We start from the raw sequence: 18,380 nt of genomic DNA, 5'->3' as shown, positions 1-18,380 counted from the left end.
GGGTCGGACCGTGCGCCCCCTCCCGGCCGTGGCCCGCTGCGCCGGCCCGGGTTGCTGTCCCAGACGGGGCTACGCCCCTTGCCCCCTGCACGGGCTGCGCCCGCGCGTCCTCCATCGCCGGACGGGCTGAAGTGCCCTCACCGCACCATCACCTTCTCCACCAGCAGCCGGACCGCCGCCGCCACCGACTCCGCGTCGATCCCCGCCCCGTACAACTGCTCGTCCGGAGTCGCCGAGCCCGGCATGGTGGAGACCGCGAGCCGGACCAGGCGCGGCACCGGGCGGCCGTCCGCGTACGCCTCCGCGACCGCGTCGCCGAGGCCGCCCTCGGGGTGGTGGTCCTCGACGGTGACCAGGCAGCCGGTCTCCTCGCCCGCCGTCCACAGCGTCTGTGCGTCGACCGGCTTGACGGAGTAGAGGTCGACGACGCGGACGGCGATGCCCTCGGCGGCGAGCAGGTCGGCGGCGGCCAGTGCCTCGTGCACCGTCGTGCCCGCCGCGACCAGCGTCAGCCGGTCGTCGTCCGTGCGGCGCAGCACCTTGCTGCCGCCGATCGCGAACTCCTCGTCGGGGCCGTAGATCACGGCGTCCTTGCCGCGTCCGGTACGCAGGTAGCGGATGCCGTCGAGGTCGGCCATGGCGGCGACCAGCTTGGCGGTCTGGTTGGCGTCGGAGGGGTAGAGGACCGTGCTGCCGTGGATGGCCCGCATCATCGCGAGGTCTTCGAGGCCCATCTGGGACGGGCCGTCCTCGCCGATGGCGACGCCCGCGTGGGAGCCGACGACGTTCAGCGAGGCGCGGCTGATCGCGGCCATGCGCAGGAAGTCGTGGGCGCGGGTGAGGAAGGCGGCGAAGGTCGAGACGTACGGGACATGCCCGCGCGCCTGCATGCCGACGCCCGCCGCGACCAGGAGCTGTTCGGCGATGTAGCACTCGAAGTACCGGTCGGCGTGGTCCTTCGCGAAGTATTCGGTACGGGTCGAGTCGCCGACCTCGCCGTCGAGGGCGACGATGTCGCCGCGCGCCGAGCCGAGCGCGGCGAGCGCCTGGCCGTACGCGTCGCGGGTGGCGACCGGGTCGCCGCCCTTGTCGAACGTCGGCAGGTCGAGGTGTCCGCTGGGCACCGCGTGCAGGGTGCGGGCGGCGGTCGGCTTGTGCACGTCGACGTGCCGGGCGCGTACGCCGCCGAGCTCGGCGATGGCCGCCGTCGCGTCCGCCAGCGGCTTGCCGTGCTGGCCCTCCTGATCGGCTACGGCCTCAACTCCCTTGCCCTTGACGGTGCTTGCGAGGATCGCGGTGGGCCGGTCCTGAGTCGAGCGGGCCTCGGCGTACGCGCGGTCGACGGCCTCGACGTCGTGGCCGTCGACCTCGACGGTGTGCCAGCCGAACGCCTTAAGCCGCCGGGCGTACGCGCCGAGGTCGCGGCCGTGCCGGGTGGGGCCGCGCTGGCCGAGCCGGTTCACGTCAACTATCAGCGTGAGGTTGTCGAGGCCCTCCGCCCCGGCGTGCTCGACCGCCTCCCACACCGAGCCCTCGGCCATCTCGCTGTCGCCGCTGATCACCCACACCCGGTAGGGGATCCGGTCCAGGCGCTTTCCGGAGAGCGCCATGCCGACGCCGACGGGCAGTCCCTGCCCGAGCGAGCCGGTCGCCACGTCCACCCACGGCAGCCGGGGCGTGGGGTGCCCTTCGAGGCGGCTGCCCTGGCTGCGGAAGGTGAGGAGTTCCTCGTCGGTGACGGCGCCGGCCGCCCGGTAAAGGGCGTAGAGGAGGGGCGAAGCGTGCCCCTTGGAGAGGATGAGGTGGTCGTTGCCGGGGTGGTCGGGGCGGTCGAAGTCGTAGCGCAGATGGTGCGCGAGGAGCACGGCGGCCAGGTCGGCGGCGGACATCGACGAGGTCGCGTGCCCTGATCCGGCGGCGTCCGTGGCGCGCACGGAGTCGACCCTCAACTGCTGGCCGAGTTCGGTGAGTTCATCGACGGAGAGTGCTGAGCTGCCGGGGAGTCCTTCGCTGGGCATGTTTCTCCTCGTACGGGTCTGGCCCGCCGCTCCGCCGGATGTGCGGGGCGCGCGGGTGCGGAGGGGCCGTGGTCCCGGGACCCGTCCCGCGTGCCCCTGCCCGGCTTGCCCAAACTCCGTGATCGGTGTGTTTCCGGGCGTCCTGCCGGGTTACCCGCCAAGCGAACGCCGCTCGCGGGCGCGCGGACCGTACGTACCGCACACGCATACGACGACTTCCACACATGCGTACGGCACCCGCTCCCCGCGCACGGACGGCACGCCCACCTCCGGGAGGCACACCCTCATGACCGCATTCGGCTACTTCCTCAGCTGCGAGGAGTTCGGTCCCGCCGAGCTGGTGGAGCAGGCCCGGATGGCCGAGCAGGCAGGATTCGAGGCCCTCTGGATCTCCGACCACTTCCACCCGTGGAACAACGAGCAGGGCCAGAGCCCCTTCGTCTGGTCGGTGATCGGCGCACTGTCGCAGGCGGTGTCGCTGCCGGTGCAGACCGCCGTGACCTGTCCGACCGTACGGATGCACCCGGCGGTGGTGGCGCACGCGGCGGCGACGGCGGCCGTGCAGCTGGAGGGCCGGTTCCGGCTCGGGGTGGGGTCGGGCGAGGCCCTCAACGAGCACATCATGGGCGGCCCGTGGCCGAGCGCCCGCGTCCGCTTGGAGATGCTCGAGGAGGCGATCCCCCTCATCCGCAACCTCTTCGACGGCAACGAGGTCAGCCACGAGGGCAAGCACTACCGCCTGGAGAACGCCCGCCTCTACACGGTCCCGGACGAGCCCGTCCCGATCGACGTCTCCGCCTTCGGCCCGAAGGCGATGTCGCTCGCCTCCCGCACCGGCGACGGCCTGATCACCATGAAGCCCGACGAGGGCGCGGTGACGCGGTTCCGCAAGGGCGGCGGCGGGGCGAAGCCGGTGAGCGGCGGCTTCAAGGTCTGTTACGGCCAGGACCGCGACGAGGCCGTCCGCACCGCCCACCGCCTCTGGGCCACCGAGCAGCTCCCCGGCGAAATGGGCCAAGTCCTGCCCACACCACGCCACTTCGAGCAGATCTCCACTCTCGTCACCCCCGACACGGTCGCCGCGAACGTGGTCTGCGGCGACGACGTGGAAGCCCATGTGGGCCGTCTCCGCGCCTACTCCTCCGCCGGGTTCGACCGGGTCTACGTCCACCAGATCGGTCCGGACCAGCGCGGCTTCTTCGACTTCTACCGCACCAAGGTCCTCCCCCAGGTTCAGGAGCCCTGAGATGAGACTGACCCAGGTCGCCCACCAGCCGTCCCCCGCCTGGCGCCCGACGCTCCGCACCCGGCTCTCGTACCTGCTGGCCCGGATCCGCTCGGTCGTCCTGCGCCGCCGCAACGCCTGACGGGCGGTGCCCCCGATGAACCACCCGCTCGAACAACTCGACGTCGCCTGCTACCTCGTCCCCACCGACGGCCCGGAGGCGGACGGCACGCTGAGCTGGGACCGCACGCCGGTGGTGGTGGTCGAGGCGCGGGCCGACGGGACGACGTACGGCACGGGCTGGACGTACGCACCACCGGCGGCCGGCGCCTACCTCGCCCGGGAGCTCACCCCGCACCTCCTGGGCCTGGACGTCTTCGACACCCCGGCCGCACACGCGGCGATGTGCGCGGCCACCCGCGACCACGGCCGCCCCGGCCTGGCCTCGTCCGCGATCTCCGCGGTCGACATCGCCCTCTGGGACCTGAAGTCCCGCCTCCTCGCCCTCCCCCTGACCCGTCTCCTGGGGGCCACCCGCCGGACGGTCCCCGTCTACGGCAGCGGCGGCTTCACGACGTACCACGACACCCATCTGGCCTCGCAGCTCGGCGGGTGGGTGCACGGGCAGGGCATCGACCGCGTCAAGATCCGCATCGGCGAGGCCTGGGGCCGGGCGGTCGTCCGCGACCTGGACCGGGTCCGCCTCGCGCGTGAAGTGATCGGCTCCCAGGCGGAGTTGTACGTCGATGCGAGCGGGGCCTACACGCGCAAGCAGGCGGTACGGGTCGGGGGCCCGCTGGCGGAACACGGCGTGGGGTGGTTCGAGGCGCCCGTCCCGGCGGACGACCTGACCGGTCTGCGCCTGGTCCGGGACTCGGTGGTCTGCGACGTGACGGCGGGCCCGGTGGGCGACCTGGCGCACTTCGCCCACATGATCCGTGCGGAGGCGGTGGACTGCCTGACGCTGGACGCGACGCGGTGCGGGGGTCTGACGGTCTTCCTCCGTGCGGCGGCCCTGGCCCAGGCCCACGGGCTGGAGGTCTCGACGCGGGGGGCACCGCACGCCCATGCGCATGCGGCGGCGGCCGTTCCCAATCTGCGGCACGTGGAGTGGTTCCACGACCATGTCCGGGTGGAGTCGATGCTCTTCTCCGGCGCCTTGGACCCCACGGGAGGCACGCTCGAACCGGGGCCGGCCCCGGGCCACGGGATGGCCTTGCGCCACGAGGAGGCGGAGGCGTACCGGGTGCTGTGACCGGCACGGGGCTCGGGTGGCGCAGGGGCGCTGCCTCACCCTCAACGCCCAACGCCCGCAAGCCTCTTGTCCACATCCCAAGACGCGCATCTCACATGCCAACACTCCGGCGTACGGTGTGACCACCACCGAGGAACCCACGGAGGAAGGGCCCCGTCATGCCGAAAGAGACCGCCGTCTACACCCACGGCCACCACGAGTCCGTGCTGCGCTCCCACACCTGGCGCACCGCGGCCAACTCCGCCGCCTACCTGATCCCCCACCTGCACCCGGGCCTGTGCGTCCTGGACGTGGGCTGCGGTCCCGGCACGATCACCGCCGACCTGGCCGCCCTGGTCGGCCCCGAAGGGCACGTCACCGGTGTCGACGCCGCCTCCGCGATCCTGGACCAGGCCCGCGCCACCGCCGCCGAACGCGGCCTGACGAACACCGACTTCGCCCCCGCCGACGTCCACGCCCTGGACTTCCCCGACGACTCCTTCGACGTGGTCCACGCCCACCAGGTGCTCCAGCACGTGGGCGACCCGGTGACCGCCCTGCGCGAGATGCGCCGCGTCTGCCGGCCCGGCGGCATCGTCGCGGCCCGCGACAGCGACTACCAGGCGATGACCTGGTACCCCGAACACCCCGTCCTGGACGGCTGGTTGAGCCTGTACCGCCAGGTGGCCCGCGCCAACGGCGGCGAACCCGACGCCGGCCGCCGGCTGCGCTCCTGGGCCCTCGGCGCGGGCTTCACCGACGTGACCTCCTCCGCCGCGACCTGGTGCTACGCCACCGAGGACGAGCTGTCCTGGTGGACCGGCCTGTGGGCCGACCGCACCGTCGCCTCCTCCTACGCCGTCCGCGCGACCGAGAGCGGCCACGCCACCGAGGAACAGCTCAAGGAGATCTCGGCGGCCTGGCGCGAGTGGGGCACCCGGGAGGACGCCTGGTTCATGGTCCCGCACGGCGAGATTCTCTGCCGCGTCTGACCGGGGCGTCCTCGAGCGGCGGCCGTACTCACGCCACGGCCGGCCGCCGCCACTCCAGGACGTGCCCCGTCGCCGCGAACTCCTCGCTCCCCGCGAGCCGCCCGCTCTTCGTCTCGCGGAGCACGAAACCCTCGTCGACGTACAGCGCCAGGGCCCCCGCGTTCCCCTCCAGCACCGTGCACTCGACGCACGGCGAGACGTCCGCCGCCAGCGCGTGCCGCAGCAACTGCCGCCCCACGCCCCGCCGGTACCACCCGGGGTCGACGTACAGCCAGGTCAGTTCGGCCTCGGCGAGCGCCGCGAAGCCGACGACGTCCCCCGTGTCGCTCTCCCCCACCCAGACCGCCCCGTCGAACAGCCCCTCGCCCTCGTAGGTGTCGTCCAGCGTGCGGAACGCCTCGACCCCTACGCTCTCCCGCAGCTCGTCGAGCCGTGCCGCGTCGTGGATGCGGGCGATCGCCGCCCAGTCCCGGTCCTCGTACGGACGTATCGTCACCATCCCAGGACGCTCGCACCAACGCCTCGGCCCCCGCAAACGATTTCCCGCCGGAACGGATCACACCCGCCACGCCGCCCAACTACCCTCGCCTGCATGGAAATCCTGGGAACCACACTGCGCATCTACGTGGACACCGCCGACGCCCTGACCACCACTGCCGCCTTCTACGAGCGCATCACCGGCGCCACCGCGCAGCGCTTCGACCGAGGCGGCGTGTCCGTCGCCGCGGTGGGCTGCTTCCTGGTGATGAGCGGTCCGCCCGAGGAGATCGACCTGCTGCGCAAGCTGACGGCGACGGTCGCGGTCAAGGACGTCACCGAGGCCCACGTCACCCTGACCGCCGCCGGCGCGCAGATCGTCGCGGGCCCGGTGCCGACCCCTGCGGGCCGCAGCCTGATCGCCCTGCACCCGGACGGCTCGGTCTTCGAGTACGTCGACCGCAACCCGACCCCCTGACCGGCACAGGTCTCAGGTCAGCCGCCTGAAGTCGTACGCCGCAGGCACCGGCTCGTCGGTGATCGTCGCCCAGACGTCGCTGACCTCGGTCGACCCCTCGCGCAGGTCGGCGACCTCGAAGCCCGCGTCGTACACCGCCCGGGCCGCCTCCTTGTCGCCCTCCGCGACCAGCAGCCGGGCCTCGATCAGACGGAAGCGGCCGGTGGTACGGGTGGCCGGGCGCAGGCCCTCCCACACGGTCCGCGCCTCGGCGGTGCGGCCCTCGGCGAGCAGGGCGTCGATGGCCTCCCGGCCGAGGGCAGCGGTGGCCGCCGTCCAGTGCTCGCCGTCGCGGCGCTCCTCGCAGAGGTCGGCGAAGGCCTCCGCGTAGAGGTCGGCGGCGCGTTCGCCGTGGCCGGCCTCGCAGTCGGCGAGGGCGAGGTTACGCAGCAACGGCCAGCGGGACGGGGCCAGTTGCAGGCCGCGCTCCCAGCTCCGTACCGCCTGGGCGAGATCGCCCGCGTGCCACTGGGCGACGCCGAGGTGGTACTCGGTGAGGGGTTCGGCGGGGGCGGTCTCCAGCATGTCGCGCCAGTGCTGGGCGACCAGGGACGGGCCGGGCGGGACCACCTTGCGCGGAGCGGGGAAGACGCCGGAGCGCAGCAACTCCAGCCAGGGGCGCTGCTGTTCACCGATCGTGGACTCCGGGAAGGGCGTGCCGGGCAGCTTGTGGCCGCCGCGCAGCACCTCCAGCGCACCCCAGCCCGAGCCGGTGTGCAGGATCTCGCCGACCTCGTGGTCGGCGTGGGCGAGCCAGGCGGTGTACGCGGCGTCCACGGAGGCGCGGGGCAGGGCTGCTTCGAGGGCGCGGGCTGCCTCCGAGCGGGCGGCGGTCCAGTCCTCGCCGTGGACCAGGGCGGGGTCGGCGGACAGGGGTCCGTACGCCTCCAGCCAGCTGAAGTCGGCGCCGGGGTCGAGGGGGACGTGTTCCAGTTGGGTTCGGGCCAGGCCGGCCTGGATCTCGGCGTAGCCTCCGGTGCCGGGCTCGGTGAGCCACTCCTGCCAGCGGCGTCCGCCCGCCCCGGTGCCCCAGACGAACAGCTTGCGGCCGCGCAGCCGGTCGGTGGAGGTCTGGGCGAGGCCCTGCCCGGCCCCGTCGAGGGAGGCGATCCACTTCCGGGACTCCTCCGGGACCTCGTAGAAGTAGTCGGCGGGGTCCTCGCTGCGGGTGGGGCGGGTGCGGTCCGCGCCGTCGAAGTGCGGGACGGGGACGCGGGCGAGGTTCCTCTCGTACCCGAAGTACCAGGCTTCGTCGGCGGGGGCGAGGACGCGGGTGTGCTCGTCCTCGGGGACGGCGATGTTGGACCACCAGTAGGCGGGCACGGGGCGCTCGTGCGGATTGCGGACGCGCACGCCGACGTACAGGAAGTCGGAGTCGGCGGGCAGCCACAGGTCGACCTGGAAGGGCAGGTCGCGCAGACGTTCCCACTCCCAGAGGCGGACCATCTCGCCGCCGTCGGGGGCGGGCACGATCGCCGCGTGCAGGGGGGCGCAGGTGAGGGTGGTGTGACCGGTGGCGCCGATGTTCCACTCGATGCCGCCGGAGTACCAGGCACCGTTGAGGGCGAAGTCGGCGGGCTGGAGGACGGGGTTGCGGTAGACGAGTTCGCGGCCGGTGGGCTTGTGGTGGAGGGAGTGGATCCGGCCGCCGAGGCCGGGCAGGACGGTCGCCCGCAGCCGGTCGTTCTCGATGACTATGGATTCGACCTCGGTCTCGGTGCGCTCGCGGCCGTACCCGTCGAGGGTGCGCACGGGCAGGGTGGTGCGCAGCGGTGCGTTGCCGATCTGCCGCTTCATGTCGCGCGGCAGGCCGTCCTTGGCGCGGTCGTCGAGTTCGTGCACCTGGTCGAGGGTGCGCAGCCCGGGCAGCGGGTTCTCCGGGCCCAGCGGGGCCGCGGGCAGGGTCGTAACGGCGCGTCGCACGCTCGTGGCCACAGGAACCTCACTCGATCACTGGTCTCGATCACTGACACCCGGGGACGGGTGCACGGGTGCGCGCACCCCTCTTCCGCCGCCCATCGGAACACGCTGGGCACCGGCCTGACCAGGGGTTCCGGCGGTCAGGATTAAGCAAAGGCGGAAAGTGGCCGGTCGCCGTAGCCTGGCTGTTCGCCGACGTCCGCCACCGGGGCGGACGGGCACAGCAGAGGGACTGACGACACATGGGCACGCAGCACACGTACCGGGTCATCGTGCGGGGCACCTGGGACGGGCTGACCGAGGAGAGCCGCACCCGGCTGCTCGCCGAGAAGGACGCGCACGGGCTCACCTCGATGCAGTTCTCCGCCGAGGGCTCGCTCACCTACGACGTGCCGCTGAAGCACTTCTCGATGCGGTACGTCGTGGAGTCGGACGCCGAGGACGGCCCGGAGATGGCGGGGGCGATCGCCGAGGACCGCGCCGCGTCGTATCTGAAGGCCCTGGGGCACGCCCATGCCGAACTGCGCTCGACCGTCACCGACATGGACACCATGAAGGTCAACCGGAAAGCGCGGCGGTGACGTCCAGCTCGACCAGCTGCCCGGCGAAGCCGAGCTGCGTGACGCCCAGCAGGGTGCTCGCGGTGCTGAAGGCCGGGGCCAGCGGTGAGGCGTTGAGGCGCTGCCAGACCGCGCCCAGCTTCTCGCGGTCGTCGCTGACGACGTAGATCACGGTGCGTACGACGTGTTCGGGACCGGCGTCGACGGCGGCGAGCGCGGCCAGCGCGTTGGCCACCACCTGGTCGGTCTGGGCCAGCACGTCACCGGGGCCGACCAAGTCGCCCGCCGGGTCGAGCGGGCACTGCCCGGCGAGGTGGGCCGTGCGGCCCGCCTCGACCACGGTGATGTGGTGGTAGCCGGGGGTCTGGTGCAGGGTGTCGGGGTTCAGCCGGGTGATGTGCTCACGCGTGGTCATGCGGATCATGCTGCGGGGCCGACTCCCGTGCCCGCAAAGGGTTTTGGGGGCGGTACTCGGGGGCGGTGATCGCCCACCGCTCGTGGTCGCGCCAGGCGCCGGCGATGAAGAGGAAGTCCGGCGAGTAGCCCTCGTATCGGAAGCCCGCCCGGCGCACCAGGGCGAGCGAGGCCTCGTTGCCGGGCTGGATGTTGGCCTCCAGGCGGTGCAGGCCGAGGCGTCCGAAGGCGTGCCGCATCACGAGGTCCAGGCCCTCGGCCATCAGGCCGCGCCCGGCGGCGTGGGCGAACGCGCCGTAGCCGAGGGCGCCGCACTGGAAGGCGCCCTCGACGATGTTGTTGATGTTGACGAATCCGGCGATCCTGCCGTCGTCCCGGGTGCAGACCAGGAAACCGGCCCGGTTGGGGCTCTCGATCAGGGTGGCCGCGTAGCCGCGGAACGCCTCGACGGTCTCCGGCGGGGTGCTCCACGGCCAGTGCAGTTCGCGGCTCTCGCGGACCCGCGCGGTGAACTCCTCCGCGTCGCTGCGGCGGAACGGCCGGATGCCCACGCGCGGGCCCTCGGCGAGGAGGGGTGCGAGCTTGCTGACTGGTTCGGACATCCGGCCAGGTTACGACGTGGCCGGATCAGCGCTTGGGGCACTTCTCGTCGGTCTTGACCACGCCCAGCTCCAGGGTGCCGCCGCGCAGCTTGGTGCCCGCCTTGGGCGACTGGGTGCAGACCTTCCAGTTCGGCGGCCACAGCACCTTGCGCTGCTCGCCGCTGAGATCGCGGATCTTCAGGCGGGTCTCGGCGCTGACGGTGCTGTAGACGCGGAACAGGTTCCGGCCGACGAAGTTGGGCAGCGGGTCCGGCTCGTCGGCCGCGACCGCCGCCACGGGGGCGGTCGTCACGGGAGCCGCCGTCGCGGCCCCCGTCGAGATCGTCGTCAGGGTCAGTACCGCACCGGCCGCCGCCATCGCCGCACGCTTCCGTACCACTTGTACCTCCTGCGTCACTGGGGGAAGGGGGGACTCCCGCCCCTCTCACCCCCAGCATGAGCAGATCCCGGACGCCGACGGGCAGTCCAGTCAGCCGTACGGGTGACGGGCACTGTTACGGTCCCGCCATGACCGAGACCCCGAAGCGCATCGAACGCGTCCCCTTCACCGGCGACGAGAAGTCGACCCTGCTCGCCTCCCTCGACCAGCACCGCGACATCGCCCTGTGGAAGCTGGAGGGCCTGGACGACGTGCAGTTGCGCCGCCCGCTGACTCCCTCCGGCACCAGCCTGCTGGGTCTGGTGAAGCACCTGGCGGCGATCGAGTACGGCTGGTTCTGCGAGACCTTCGGCTACGAGACCGAGAAGCTGTGGTTCGCCCCCGAGGACGACCTGACCGTCGGCCCCGACGAGACGGCCGCGCAGATCGTGGAACTGTACGGGCGGGCCCGGAAGGCCGCCGACCGGGTGATCCACGACCTGGACCTGGACCACACGGGCACCTCGTGGGACGGCACGACGGTGTCGCTGCGCTGGGTGCTGGTGCACATGCTGGAGGACACCGTCCGGCACACCGGTCACATGGACATCGTCCGCGAGCTGATCGACGGCGCGACCGGCGACTACCAGATCAACTGGGAGGACACCGACGCCTCCTGACGGTCTGTCACACCAGCGCGGGGGCGTCCAGCGTGAGCGTCCCCGCGTCGGCGTCCAGCACGGCGGGCACCCCGAACGGCACGGTGAGCGCGCTCTGCGAGTGCCCGAACCCCAGCTCTTCCACGACCGGCACTCCGAGCCCGCCCAGCCGGTCGAGCAGCACCGGACGGATCTCGCTCGCGTACGGTCCGCACTCCGCCCAGGAGCCGAGAGCGATCCCGGCGACCCCGTCCAGCCAGCCGGAGCGCAGGAGTTGGGTGAGGATGCGGTCCAGCCGGTACGCCTCCTCCGCGACGTCCTCGATCGCCAGCAGCCCCCCGCGCGCGGAGGGCCGGGCGTGCGGGGTGCCGAGGTCGGCGGCGAGCAGGGAGACGCAGCCGCCGAGGGTGATGCCGTGCGCCCGGCCCGGCACCAGGGTGCGGGCGGTGGGCAGGCCGAGGGTGCGGACGGATTCGGGCTCGAAGAGGGTGGCGCGCAGGCACTCCTGGGTGGGCGCGTCCTTGAGGAAGGTGACGGTGGCGGTCATCGGCCCGTGCAGGGTGGCCACGCCCATGCGGACGGCGAACGCCTCGTGCAGGGCGGTGATGTCGCTGTACCCGACGAAGGGTTTGGGCCGGCCGTACGCGGCGGTGGCCGCGCGCATCGCCGCCCAGTCCACGAGGTCGACCATGCGCTGGACCCCGTACCCGCCGCGTGCGCACATCACGGCGGCGATCGACGGGTCGCACCAGGCGTCGGTGAGGTCGCGGGCCCGGTCGGCGTCGTCGCCCGCGAGGTAGCCGAACTCCCCGTGCCGGTGGAGGACATGGGGCATCACGACGGGTTCGAGGTCCCACCCGCGCAGGATGTCGAGCCCCGCGTCCAGCCGTTCGGCGGGCACGGGCCCGCTCGGGGAGACGATCGCGATGCGTGCGCCGGGGCGCAGGCGGGCGGGCCGGGACAGTTCACCGAGCCCGGGGGCGGAGAGGGTCACTTCTTGAACTCCAGTCGCGGCACGTCGTCCCGATCGATCCCGAACACCTGGACGTACAGGGAGAGTTCGGCCTCCAGCACACGCCGTATCGTCTCCGCCTTCCGGAAGCCGTGCCCCTCCCCCGCGAAGGCGAGGTACGCGTGCGGAACTCCGCGTCCCGCCATCTGCCCGAGGAAGCGCTCGGCCTGCACGGGCGGGCAGACCGGGTCGTCGAGGCCCTGGAGAAGCAGGGAGGGGACGGTGATCCGGTCGGCGTGCGGGGAACGTTCCGCGTAGACCTCCTGGCAGGTGGCGAGTGGCCCGACCAGGGACTCCAGGTAGTGCGACTCCAGGTCGTGGGTCTCGTCGTCGGCCCAGGAGACCAGGTCGAGGACGGGGTACTTGATGGTGCCGCAGGCGTAGATGTCGGTGTCGGCGAGCGAGGCGGCGGTGGTGAAGCCGCCCGCGCTGCCGCCCCGGACGGCGAGCCGGTCCCGGTCGGCGGTGCCCTCGTCGGCGAGCGCGAGGGCGACGGCCGCGCAGTCCTCGACGTCGACGACGCCCCACTGGCCGCGCAGCCGGTTGCGGTACTCGCGCCCGTACCCGGTGGAGCCGCCGTAGTTGACCTCGGCCACGCCGATGCCGCGCGAGGTGAAGTAGGCGATCTCCAGGTCGAGTACGAGCGGGGCGTGGCCGGTGGGTCCGCCGTGCGCCCAGACGACGTACGGCGGCAGCTCCTCGGCGGGCGCGATGCGGCCGGGGTGGTGCGGCGGGTAGATGTGCGCGTGGATGTCGCGGCCCTCGGGGCCGGTGAAGGTGCGGATCAGGGGTTCGGGGTAGTAGGCGGGGTCGACCGGGTCGTCGTGCGGGGAGCCGATGACGCGGGCCCGGCCGGTGGCGGTGCACAGCTCGACCACCTCGTAGCCGCTGCGGGGGCTGGCGGCGACGCCGATGATCCTGTCGCCCTGGACGGCGAGGGTGGCGGCCCAGGTGGTCCAGGGTCCGGCCGCGTCGACGAGTTCGCCGGTCTCGGGGTCGAGTATGCCGAGCGCGGTGGCGCCCCGGCCGTGCACGACGGCGATCAGCCCGGTGTCCAGGGGGTGGAACCAGCGCTGCCCGACCTGCCACAGCGGCCCGCCGAACTCCTCCTCGCGGCCCAGGCAGAGCGCCCCACTGATGCGGTGCCCGTCCCGCCGCAGCCGGTACAGCTCCCACCAGCCGCCCCGGTCGGAGGAGAACAGCAGCGTCCCGTCCCGGTCCCACTCGACCTGGCAGACGGACTCCTCGGGGCCACCCGCCAGGCAGCGGGTGTCGGTGAACTCCCTTGCCCCGTACGGAATTTCCGCGACCAGCACCTCGGTTCCGTCCCACGGCATCCGGGGATGGTCCCAGCCGATGTACGCGACCTGCGTGCCGTCCGGCGAGATCCGGGGCCCGGTGACGAAGCGGTGCCGCCCGTCGCTCAGCTCCCGCACCGCCGCGCGGTCCTCGGCGGCCGATCCGTCGAGCGGCACGGCGGCGATCACCCGGCGCACGTCGGTCGGCGCCTCCCCGGTGAACTCCTCCAGCACGCACCACACCTCGCCGCCGCGCAGCACCGGGTCCGCCCAGCGCAGCCCGCCGCCGACGGACGACACGGGGGTCAGCGGGCGCGGCCGAGGGCCGCCGGGGGCGTCCGGCTCGTACGCGTAAAGCCGCTGGTCGGAGAAGTTGACGAAGACGACGAGCGGCCCGTCGGCCTCCCGCGCGGTGCCGGTCCACGGCTGGCCGCCGTACTCGACGACCCGGCTGCGCACGTTCCACGGCGCGGGCAGCACCACGTCCTCCGCGCCGTCGGGGCGCAGCCGCACCAGGGCCTGCCGGCCGCCCTCCTCGGGGCGGGGCGCGGTCCACCACACCTCGTCGCCGACCACGCCGACGAACTGCGGTGCCCCGCCGTGCGACGCCGCGACCGTGGCGTCGATCGGCGACGGCCAGCTTCCGTAAGGCCCGGTGGGCACCATGCTGCCAACTCCCCCTGCTGCGATCTGTGCTTCTGTACGGATGTGTACGGATTCGCGGCGCGCGCGGTTCACGCGTGCCGCAGGTAATGGTCCAGGACGCGCACCCCGAAGTGCAGTGCTTCGACCGGTACGCGTTCGTCGACCCCGTGGAAGAGTGCCCCGTAGTCGAAGCCCTCGGGAAGCCTCAGCGGCGAGAAGCCGTAACCGGTGATGCCGAGCCGGGAGAACTGCTTGGCGTCCGTGCCGCCGGACATGCAGAACGGCACGACCTGCCCCTCGGGGGCGAACTTCCGTACCGCAGCGCGGAGTTGACGGTACGTCGCCGAGTCGACCGGTGCCTCGATCGCGACCGAGCGGTGGTGGAACTCCCAGTCGACGTGCTCCCCGGTGAGGGCGTCCAGGGTGGTGCGGAACTCGTCCTCGCCGCCGGGCAGAAACCTTCCGTCGATGTACGCGGTGGCGCTGCCCGGAATGACGTTGACCTTGTACCCGGCGTCCAGCATGGTCGGATTCGTGCTGTTGCGCACGGTTGCTTCCGCGAGGGCTGCGGCGGGGCCCAGCTTGTTCAGGACGGCGTCCACGTCGTACGCCGGATCGTCCGGGTCGGGTACGTCCAGGTCGTGCAGGGCGGCCAGCTCGCGCAGACAGGCCCGTACGGTCGGGGTCAGCCGGACCGGCCACTCGTGCTCGCCGATCCGGGCGACGGCGGCGGCGACCCGGCTGACCGCGTTCTGCCCGTTGACCTTGGAGCCGTGGCCCGCCGTGCCGTGACCCGTCAGCTTGAGCCAGGCGGTGCCGCGCTCACCTGCGGCGATGGGGTAGATCTGCTTGCCGGGCCCGGCGTGGAAGGTGTACGCGCCGGACTCGCTGATGCCCTCGGTGCAGCCCTCGAAGAGGCCGGCGTGCTGCTCGACCAGGAAGTCCGCGCCGTCGATCGCGCTGGCCTCCTCGTCGGCGGTGTACGCGATGACGATGTCCCGGCGCGGACGCACTCCCGCGCGCGCCCAGGCCCGTACGACGGACAGCACCATCGCGTCCATGTTCTTCATGTCGACCGCGCCGCGCCCCCAGACCACCCCGTCCCGCACCTCGCCGGAGAAGGGGTGCACGGACCAGTCGGCGGGCTCGGCGGGGACGACGTCGAGGTGGCCGTGGACCAGGAGCGCGTCGGCGGACGGGTCGGTTCCGGGGATGCGGGCGACGACGTTGGTGCGGCCCTCGGTGCGCTCCAGGAGGTGCACGTCCAGGCCGGTGGCGGCGAGGCGCTCGGCGACGTACTCGGCGGCGGGGCGCTCGCGGCAGTCGCCGCTCCCCCGGTTGGTGGTGTCGATGCGGATGAGGTCGGAGGTGAAGGACACCACCTCGTCCAGCGCCACCTGATCCACGATGTCGGGGTCACCCATACTGCTCCTCCACAGCGGCCGAGACGATCGTCGTGACCGCCTTGAAGGTACGAATGCCCTCATACATCGTCGGACTGGTGTAGGCGACACGCCGTTCACCGGATCGGGCCACTCCGGGAACGACGGTCGCGGCGTCCGACAGATGGGCGGCGTCGAACTCCAGCTCCACGGTGAACGGGCCGCCCCGGGTCGGCTCATGACGTACGGCCAGCACGGCGGCCGTCTTCGCGGCGGCCCGGATGTCGGCGGCCGTGCGGGTGGGGGTGCGGCAGACGGCGGCGTACCGGGAGACGTGGTCCTTGACCGCGACCTTGTGCGCGTCCGGGGCGTACCCGTCGGCGTCCTTGCAGGTCAGGTCGTCGCCGGTGACCAGGACGACCGGGACTCCGTACTCCGCGACGACGTGCGCGTTGAGCAGCCCCTCGCTCGCGCGCTTCCCGTTGAGCCAGACGCCGGTGATGGAGTTGGCGAGGTAGGTGTGCGCGAGGACGCCGTCGGCGCCCGCGCCGGTGTGGTAGCCGACGAAGGCGATGCCGTCGACGTCGTCGTGCTGGACGCCCTCGACCATGCTGAGCGACTTGTGGCGGCCGGTCAGCATCTGGGCGCGCTCGTCGAGCCGTTCGAGCAGGAGGTTGCGCATGGTCCAGTGGGCCTCGTTGATGAGGACCTCGTCCGCGCCGCCGTCGAAGAAGCCGAGGACGGCGGCGTTCACGTCGGAGGTGAACATCGACCGGCAGCGTTCCCACTGCGGGGTGCCCGGCAGCACGTCGGCGGGCCAGGTGACGCCGGTGGCGCCCTCCATGTCGGCGCTGATGAGGATCTTCACTGCCGGTCCCACCCTTCACTTGCGTACCGCTGCCGTCACCACTGCACAGATACACCGACGACGTTAGTCAACCACTCAGCCGCGAACGAACGAGCCTGGCGGCTTGTTCCGATGCGGCTGTTGTTTATGCTCCCGACTGCCCCCCTACGACAGGGCGGTCACGGGGCACATCTACCCGCCCCGGCTAGGCCGGGGCGGGACCGGGCATGCTGACGAAGGCCCACGCCGAGCGGGCGCGGTTGCGCACGTTGACCCCGGCGACGTGATCGGAGGACCCAGCGAGGCCACACCGACGACAGTGAAAGTGGTCCCGAGTTTGCCGGTTGGCACGCTCGGTGTGCCCGCAGCGCGGGCAGCGCTGCGAGGTGTAGGCCGGGTCCACCTCGACGAACGGCACCCCGTTGCGCCGGCACTTGTAGGCGATAAACGCCCCGAGCTGGTGGAAGGGCCAGGAGGACAGCCGTGCGCGCTGGTCGCGGGGAACCGTAACCCGATGGCGGATACCCCGGAGTTCCTCCAGGGCAACACCGCGTCTGGTGCGTTGGGCGACCGCAACGACTGTCTTGCTGATCTTGTGATTGAGGTGAGTGGCGTGGCGGGCTTCCTTCTTCGCCCGCTTCTTCAGCCGCTGCTTCGCGGACCGGGTGCGCTTGGCCTGGAGCTCGGCCCGCTTACGGGCCTGCCAACGCCGGTAACGGCCCACCCGACGACCCTGGTAGTTGGTGCCGTCCGAGGTAGTGACCAGGTTCACGATCCCCCGGTCCACCCCGACCCAGTCCACCGGCTCAAAGTCCTCCCGGTCAGGCAGGTCGATCGTGGCGTACAGGAACCACTTCCCGTCCCGGAACACCAGATCTGACTCTCCGCGCCGGTACGCGACAAGCTGCTTGAGCGCATCCGGCGAACAGGCGAACCGCACGTTGCGGACCCGGCCGTCCAGTGTCCAAATGCTCACCGTCTGTGCGTCGTAGTTCCACGACAGACACCGGTCGTCGAAGGTGTGCGCGGAGTGACGACGAAAGACGACAGGCTTGGACTCCGCCTTTCTGCGGGACTTTGAAGTGACTGGTCCGAGGTTCCCGGCCTGGATGTTCGCCCGCAGGGTGGTGTAGGCGTCGGCCACACGCTTGATGAGGTGCTGGGCGGCTTGCGCCCCCAGCCCTCGCTCGCGCAGCGAGCCATAACACTGCTTGCGTAACTCCCGCACCCCGCCCCTCAGGGCGAAGGCTTCGAACGAGACGGCGGACACCCAATTGGCGGCCTCATTGAGGGATGGCAGGGTGCGTTCGAACGCCGACGCCTGTACGGCATCCGGCATCAGCTTGACCTGCACCACGAGCTTCACGGAAACCGAACGTAGCCAGCCGCGCCCTCGCCCGCAGCCGTCTCGGGCCAGGTCACCCGTTCGAGTTCATGCCTGGTAGATACAGGTACAGCACGACTTTCCAACAGCGCGGCCCCGGCCCTCAGCCCGCCCGCCCCACCACGAGCCACTGCGAGGGCAGTTCGATGCGGGTGCCGTCGGGGCGGTACTCGGTGGTCGTCAGCGGGAGTTCGCCGCTCGCCAGTACGTCCAGCCCGGCCGCCCGGAAGAGTTCGGGCACCTGCCCGTCCGGCATCGCGCCCGGGGCGATGCCGTGCGCGAAGACGGGACGGAGCTTGGGCGGCGGGCCGTCGGGGCTCTGGGCCAGTTGGCGCAGGATGCGGCCCGCGCTCTCGTCGGGTTCGACGACGAAGGCCCGGCCGCGCGCGCCGAGCAGGACGGCGACCGCTTCGGCGAGCGGCGCCCGGTCGAGGGGTTCGGCCTGGTGCAGGACGCTGCGCAGGTACACCTGGGAGTCGCCGAGTTCGCCGTGCAGGCGGTGCACGGCCTGGGGCTCGGTGGCGTCGGCGACGGTGAACGCCACCTGGCCCTCGGGGTCGCCGCGCCGGGCGCGGGCGATGGCGGCGCGGGCCAGGTCCACTCCGGCGACGTGCGCGAAGCGGTCGGCGAGGAAGAGGGTCTGGGTGCCGTTGCCGCAGCCGAGGTCGACGACGGGGAGGGCGGGGTCGGTCATGTGCGGTTCGAAGAGGGCGAGGTGGATGCCGGCGGTGAGGGCGGGCTCGGCGTCCCACAGGACGGCTCCGGCCCGGTCCGGGACGTCCTGCCAGAATCCTTCCCAGGCGTCCTTGTACCGGCTCGTCACGCTCATGATCAGC

18 protein-coding genes are annotated in these 18,380 nt (G+C 72.2%); 6 read left to right on the top strand and 12 right to left on the bottom strand.

Translation table 11 applies throughout. The features are described 5' to 3' along the window. Positions 1-137: 137 nt before the first annotated feature. On the bottom strand, positions 138-2,018 hold the full coding sequence (locus IE269_RS19890; protein WP_189824393.1) for a transketolase: 1,881 nt from the start codon (positions 2,016-2,018) through the stop codon (positions 138-140). A gap of 286 nt (positions 2,019-2,304) precedes the next feature. Between IE269_RS19890 and IE269_RS19885 the strand changes: the two genes are divergently transcribed. From IE269_RS19885 to IE269_RS19875, 3 genes are all read left to right on the top strand, one after another. Next, complete coding sequence (locus IE269_RS19885) at positions 2,305-3,264, top strand: TIGR03557 family F420-dependent LLM class oxidoreductase (RefSeq protein WP_189824392.1); 960 nt, start codon at positions 2,305-2,307, stop codon at positions 3,262-3,264. A 136-nt stretch (positions 3,265-3,400) separates the two neighbouring features. Further along, positions 3,401-4,498 (top strand): enolase C-terminal domain-like protein, encoded by a 1,098-nt coding sequence (locus IE269_RS19880; protein WP_189824391.1) that lies wholly within the window; start codon positions 3,401-3,403, stop codon positions 4,496-4,498. Positions 4,499-4,656: 158 nt separating this feature from the next. Continuing rightward, entirely contained in the window at positions 4,657-5,469 is an 813-nt protein-coding gene (locus IE269_RS19875) for a methyltransferase domain-containing protein (RefSeq protein ID WP_189824390.1), read from the top strand. Positions 5,470-5,497: 28 nt separating this feature from the next. On the opposite strand, the gene IE269_RS19870 is transcribed toward IE269_RS19875, so the two are convergent. Then, entirely contained in the window at positions 5,498-5,968 is a 471-nt protein-coding gene (locus IE269_RS19870) for a GNAT family N-acetyltransferase (protein WP_189824389.1), read from the bottom strand. Between the two features lie 93 nt (positions 5,969-6,061). Here IE269_RS19870 and IE269_RS19865 point away from each other — a divergent pair, with 93 nt between their 5' ends. Beyond that, positions 6,062-6,424, top strand: coding sequence for a VOC family protein (locus tag IE269_RS19865; RefSeq protein ID WP_189824388.1), 363 nt, complete (start codon positions 6,062-6,064; stop codon positions 6,422-6,424). Positions 6,425-6,436: 12 nt separating this feature from the next. Here IE269_RS19865 and IE269_RS19860 read toward each other — a convergent pair whose 3' ends face one another. Further along, positions 6,437-8,398: a DUF5107 domain-containing protein gene (locus IE269_RS19860; RefSeq protein WP_189824387.1), complete on the bottom strand. Its 1,962-nt coding sequence runs from the start codon at positions 8,396-8,398 to the stop codon at positions 6,437-6,439. Positions 8,399-8,625: 227 nt separating this feature from the next. On the opposite strand from IE269_RS19860, the gene IE269_RS19855 reads away from it, so the two are divergent. Further along, entirely contained in the window at positions 8,626-8,964 is a 339-nt protein-coding gene (locus IE269_RS19855; RefSeq protein WP_189824386.1) for a DUF6204 family protein, read from the top strand. Here IE269_RS19855 and IE269_RS19850 read toward each other — a convergent pair. The 3 genes from IE269_RS19850 to IE269_RS19840 are packed head-to-tail and all read right to left on the bottom strand — an operon-like array spanning position 8,942 to position 10,338. After that, the gene (locus tag IE269_RS19850) at positions 8,942-9,358 is read right to left on the bottom strand and encodes a RidA family protein (RefSeq protein WP_189824385.1); all 417 of its coding nucleotides are present in this window, start codon (positions 9,356-9,358) and stop codon (positions 8,942-8,944) included. The genes IE269_RS19855 and IE269_RS19850 overlap by 23 nt on opposite strands. Next, positions 9,345-9,959 (bottom strand): GNAT family N-acetyltransferase, encoded by a 615-nt coding sequence (locus tag IE269_RS19845; protein ID WP_189824384.1) that lies wholly within the window; start codon positions 9,957-9,959, stop codon positions 9,345-9,347. Before IE269_RS19845 ends, IE269_RS19850 begins: the two co-directional genes overlap by 14 nt. Before the next feature lie 25 nt (positions 9,960-9,984). Beyond that, positions 9,985-10,338, bottom strand: coding sequence for a hypothetical protein (locus IE269_RS19840; RefSeq protein ID WP_229898013.1), 354 nt, complete (start codon positions 10,336-10,338; stop codon positions 9,985-9,987). A gap of 128 nt (positions 10,339-10,466) precedes the next feature. On the opposite strand from IE269_RS19840, the gene IE269_RS19835 reads away from it, so the two are divergent. Next, entirely contained in the window at positions 10,467-10,997 is a 531-nt protein-coding gene (locus tag IE269_RS19835) for a DinB family protein (protein WP_189824383.1), read from the top strand. Between the two features lie 7 nt (positions 10,998-11,004). Here IE269_RS19835 and IE269_RS19830 read toward each other — a convergent pair whose 3' ends face one another. The 6 genes from IE269_RS19830 to IE269_RS19805 all read right to left on the bottom strand — a co-directional run bounded on the left by IE269_RS19830 (position 11,005) and on the right by IE269_RS19805 (position 18,373). Continuing rightward, positions 11,005-11,970: a S66 peptidase family protein gene (locus IE269_RS19830; RefSeq protein ID WP_189824382.1), complete on the bottom strand. Its 966-nt coding sequence runs from the start codon at positions 11,968-11,970 to the stop codon at positions 11,005-11,007. Then, positions 11,967-13,952 (bottom strand): prolyl oligopeptidase family serine peptidase, encoded by a 1,986-nt coding sequence (locus IE269_RS19825; protein ID WP_189824381.1) that lies wholly within the window; start codon positions 13,950-13,952, stop codon positions 11,967-11,969. Before IE269_RS19825 ends, IE269_RS19830 begins: the two co-directional genes overlap by 4 nt. 68 nt (positions 13,953-14,020) lie before the next feature. Beyond that, a complete protein-coding gene (locus IE269_RS19820) occupies positions 14,021-15,355 on the bottom strand; it encodes a M20/M25/M40 family metallo-hydrolase (protein ID WP_189824380.1) in 1,335 nt (444 codons plus the stop codon). Continuing rightward, a complete protein-coding gene (locus IE269_RS19815; RefSeq protein WP_189824379.1) occupies positions 15,348-16,181 on the bottom strand; it encodes a M55 family metallopeptidase in 834 nt (277 codons plus the stop codon). The genes IE269_RS19820 and IE269_RS19815 overlap by 8 nt, the downstream gene beginning before the upstream one ends. Positions 16,182-16,365: 184 nt before the next feature. Then, the gene (locus IE269_RS19810; RefSeq protein ID WP_189824687.1) at positions 16,366-17,514 is read right to left on the bottom strand and encodes an RNA-guided endonuclease InsQ/TnpB family protein; all 1,149 of its coding nucleotides are present in this window, start codon (positions 17,512-17,514) and stop codon (positions 16,366-16,368) included. A 133-nt stretch (positions 17,515-17,647) separates the two neighbouring features. Further along, a complete protein-coding gene (locus tag IE269_RS19805) occupies positions 17,648-18,373 on the bottom strand; it encodes a methyltransferase domain-containing protein (RefSeq protein ID WP_189824378.1) in 726 nt (241 codons plus the stop codon). Positions 18,374-18,380 lie beyond the last annotated feature (7 nt).

The organism is Streptomyces spiroverticillatus, from assembly GCA_014650415.1.
GTDB lineage: Bacteria > Actinomycetota > Actinomycetes > Streptomycetales > Streptomycetaceae > Streptomyces > Streptomyces spiroverticillatus.
This window is presented reverse-complemented; position numbering and strand designations above follow the sequence as displayed.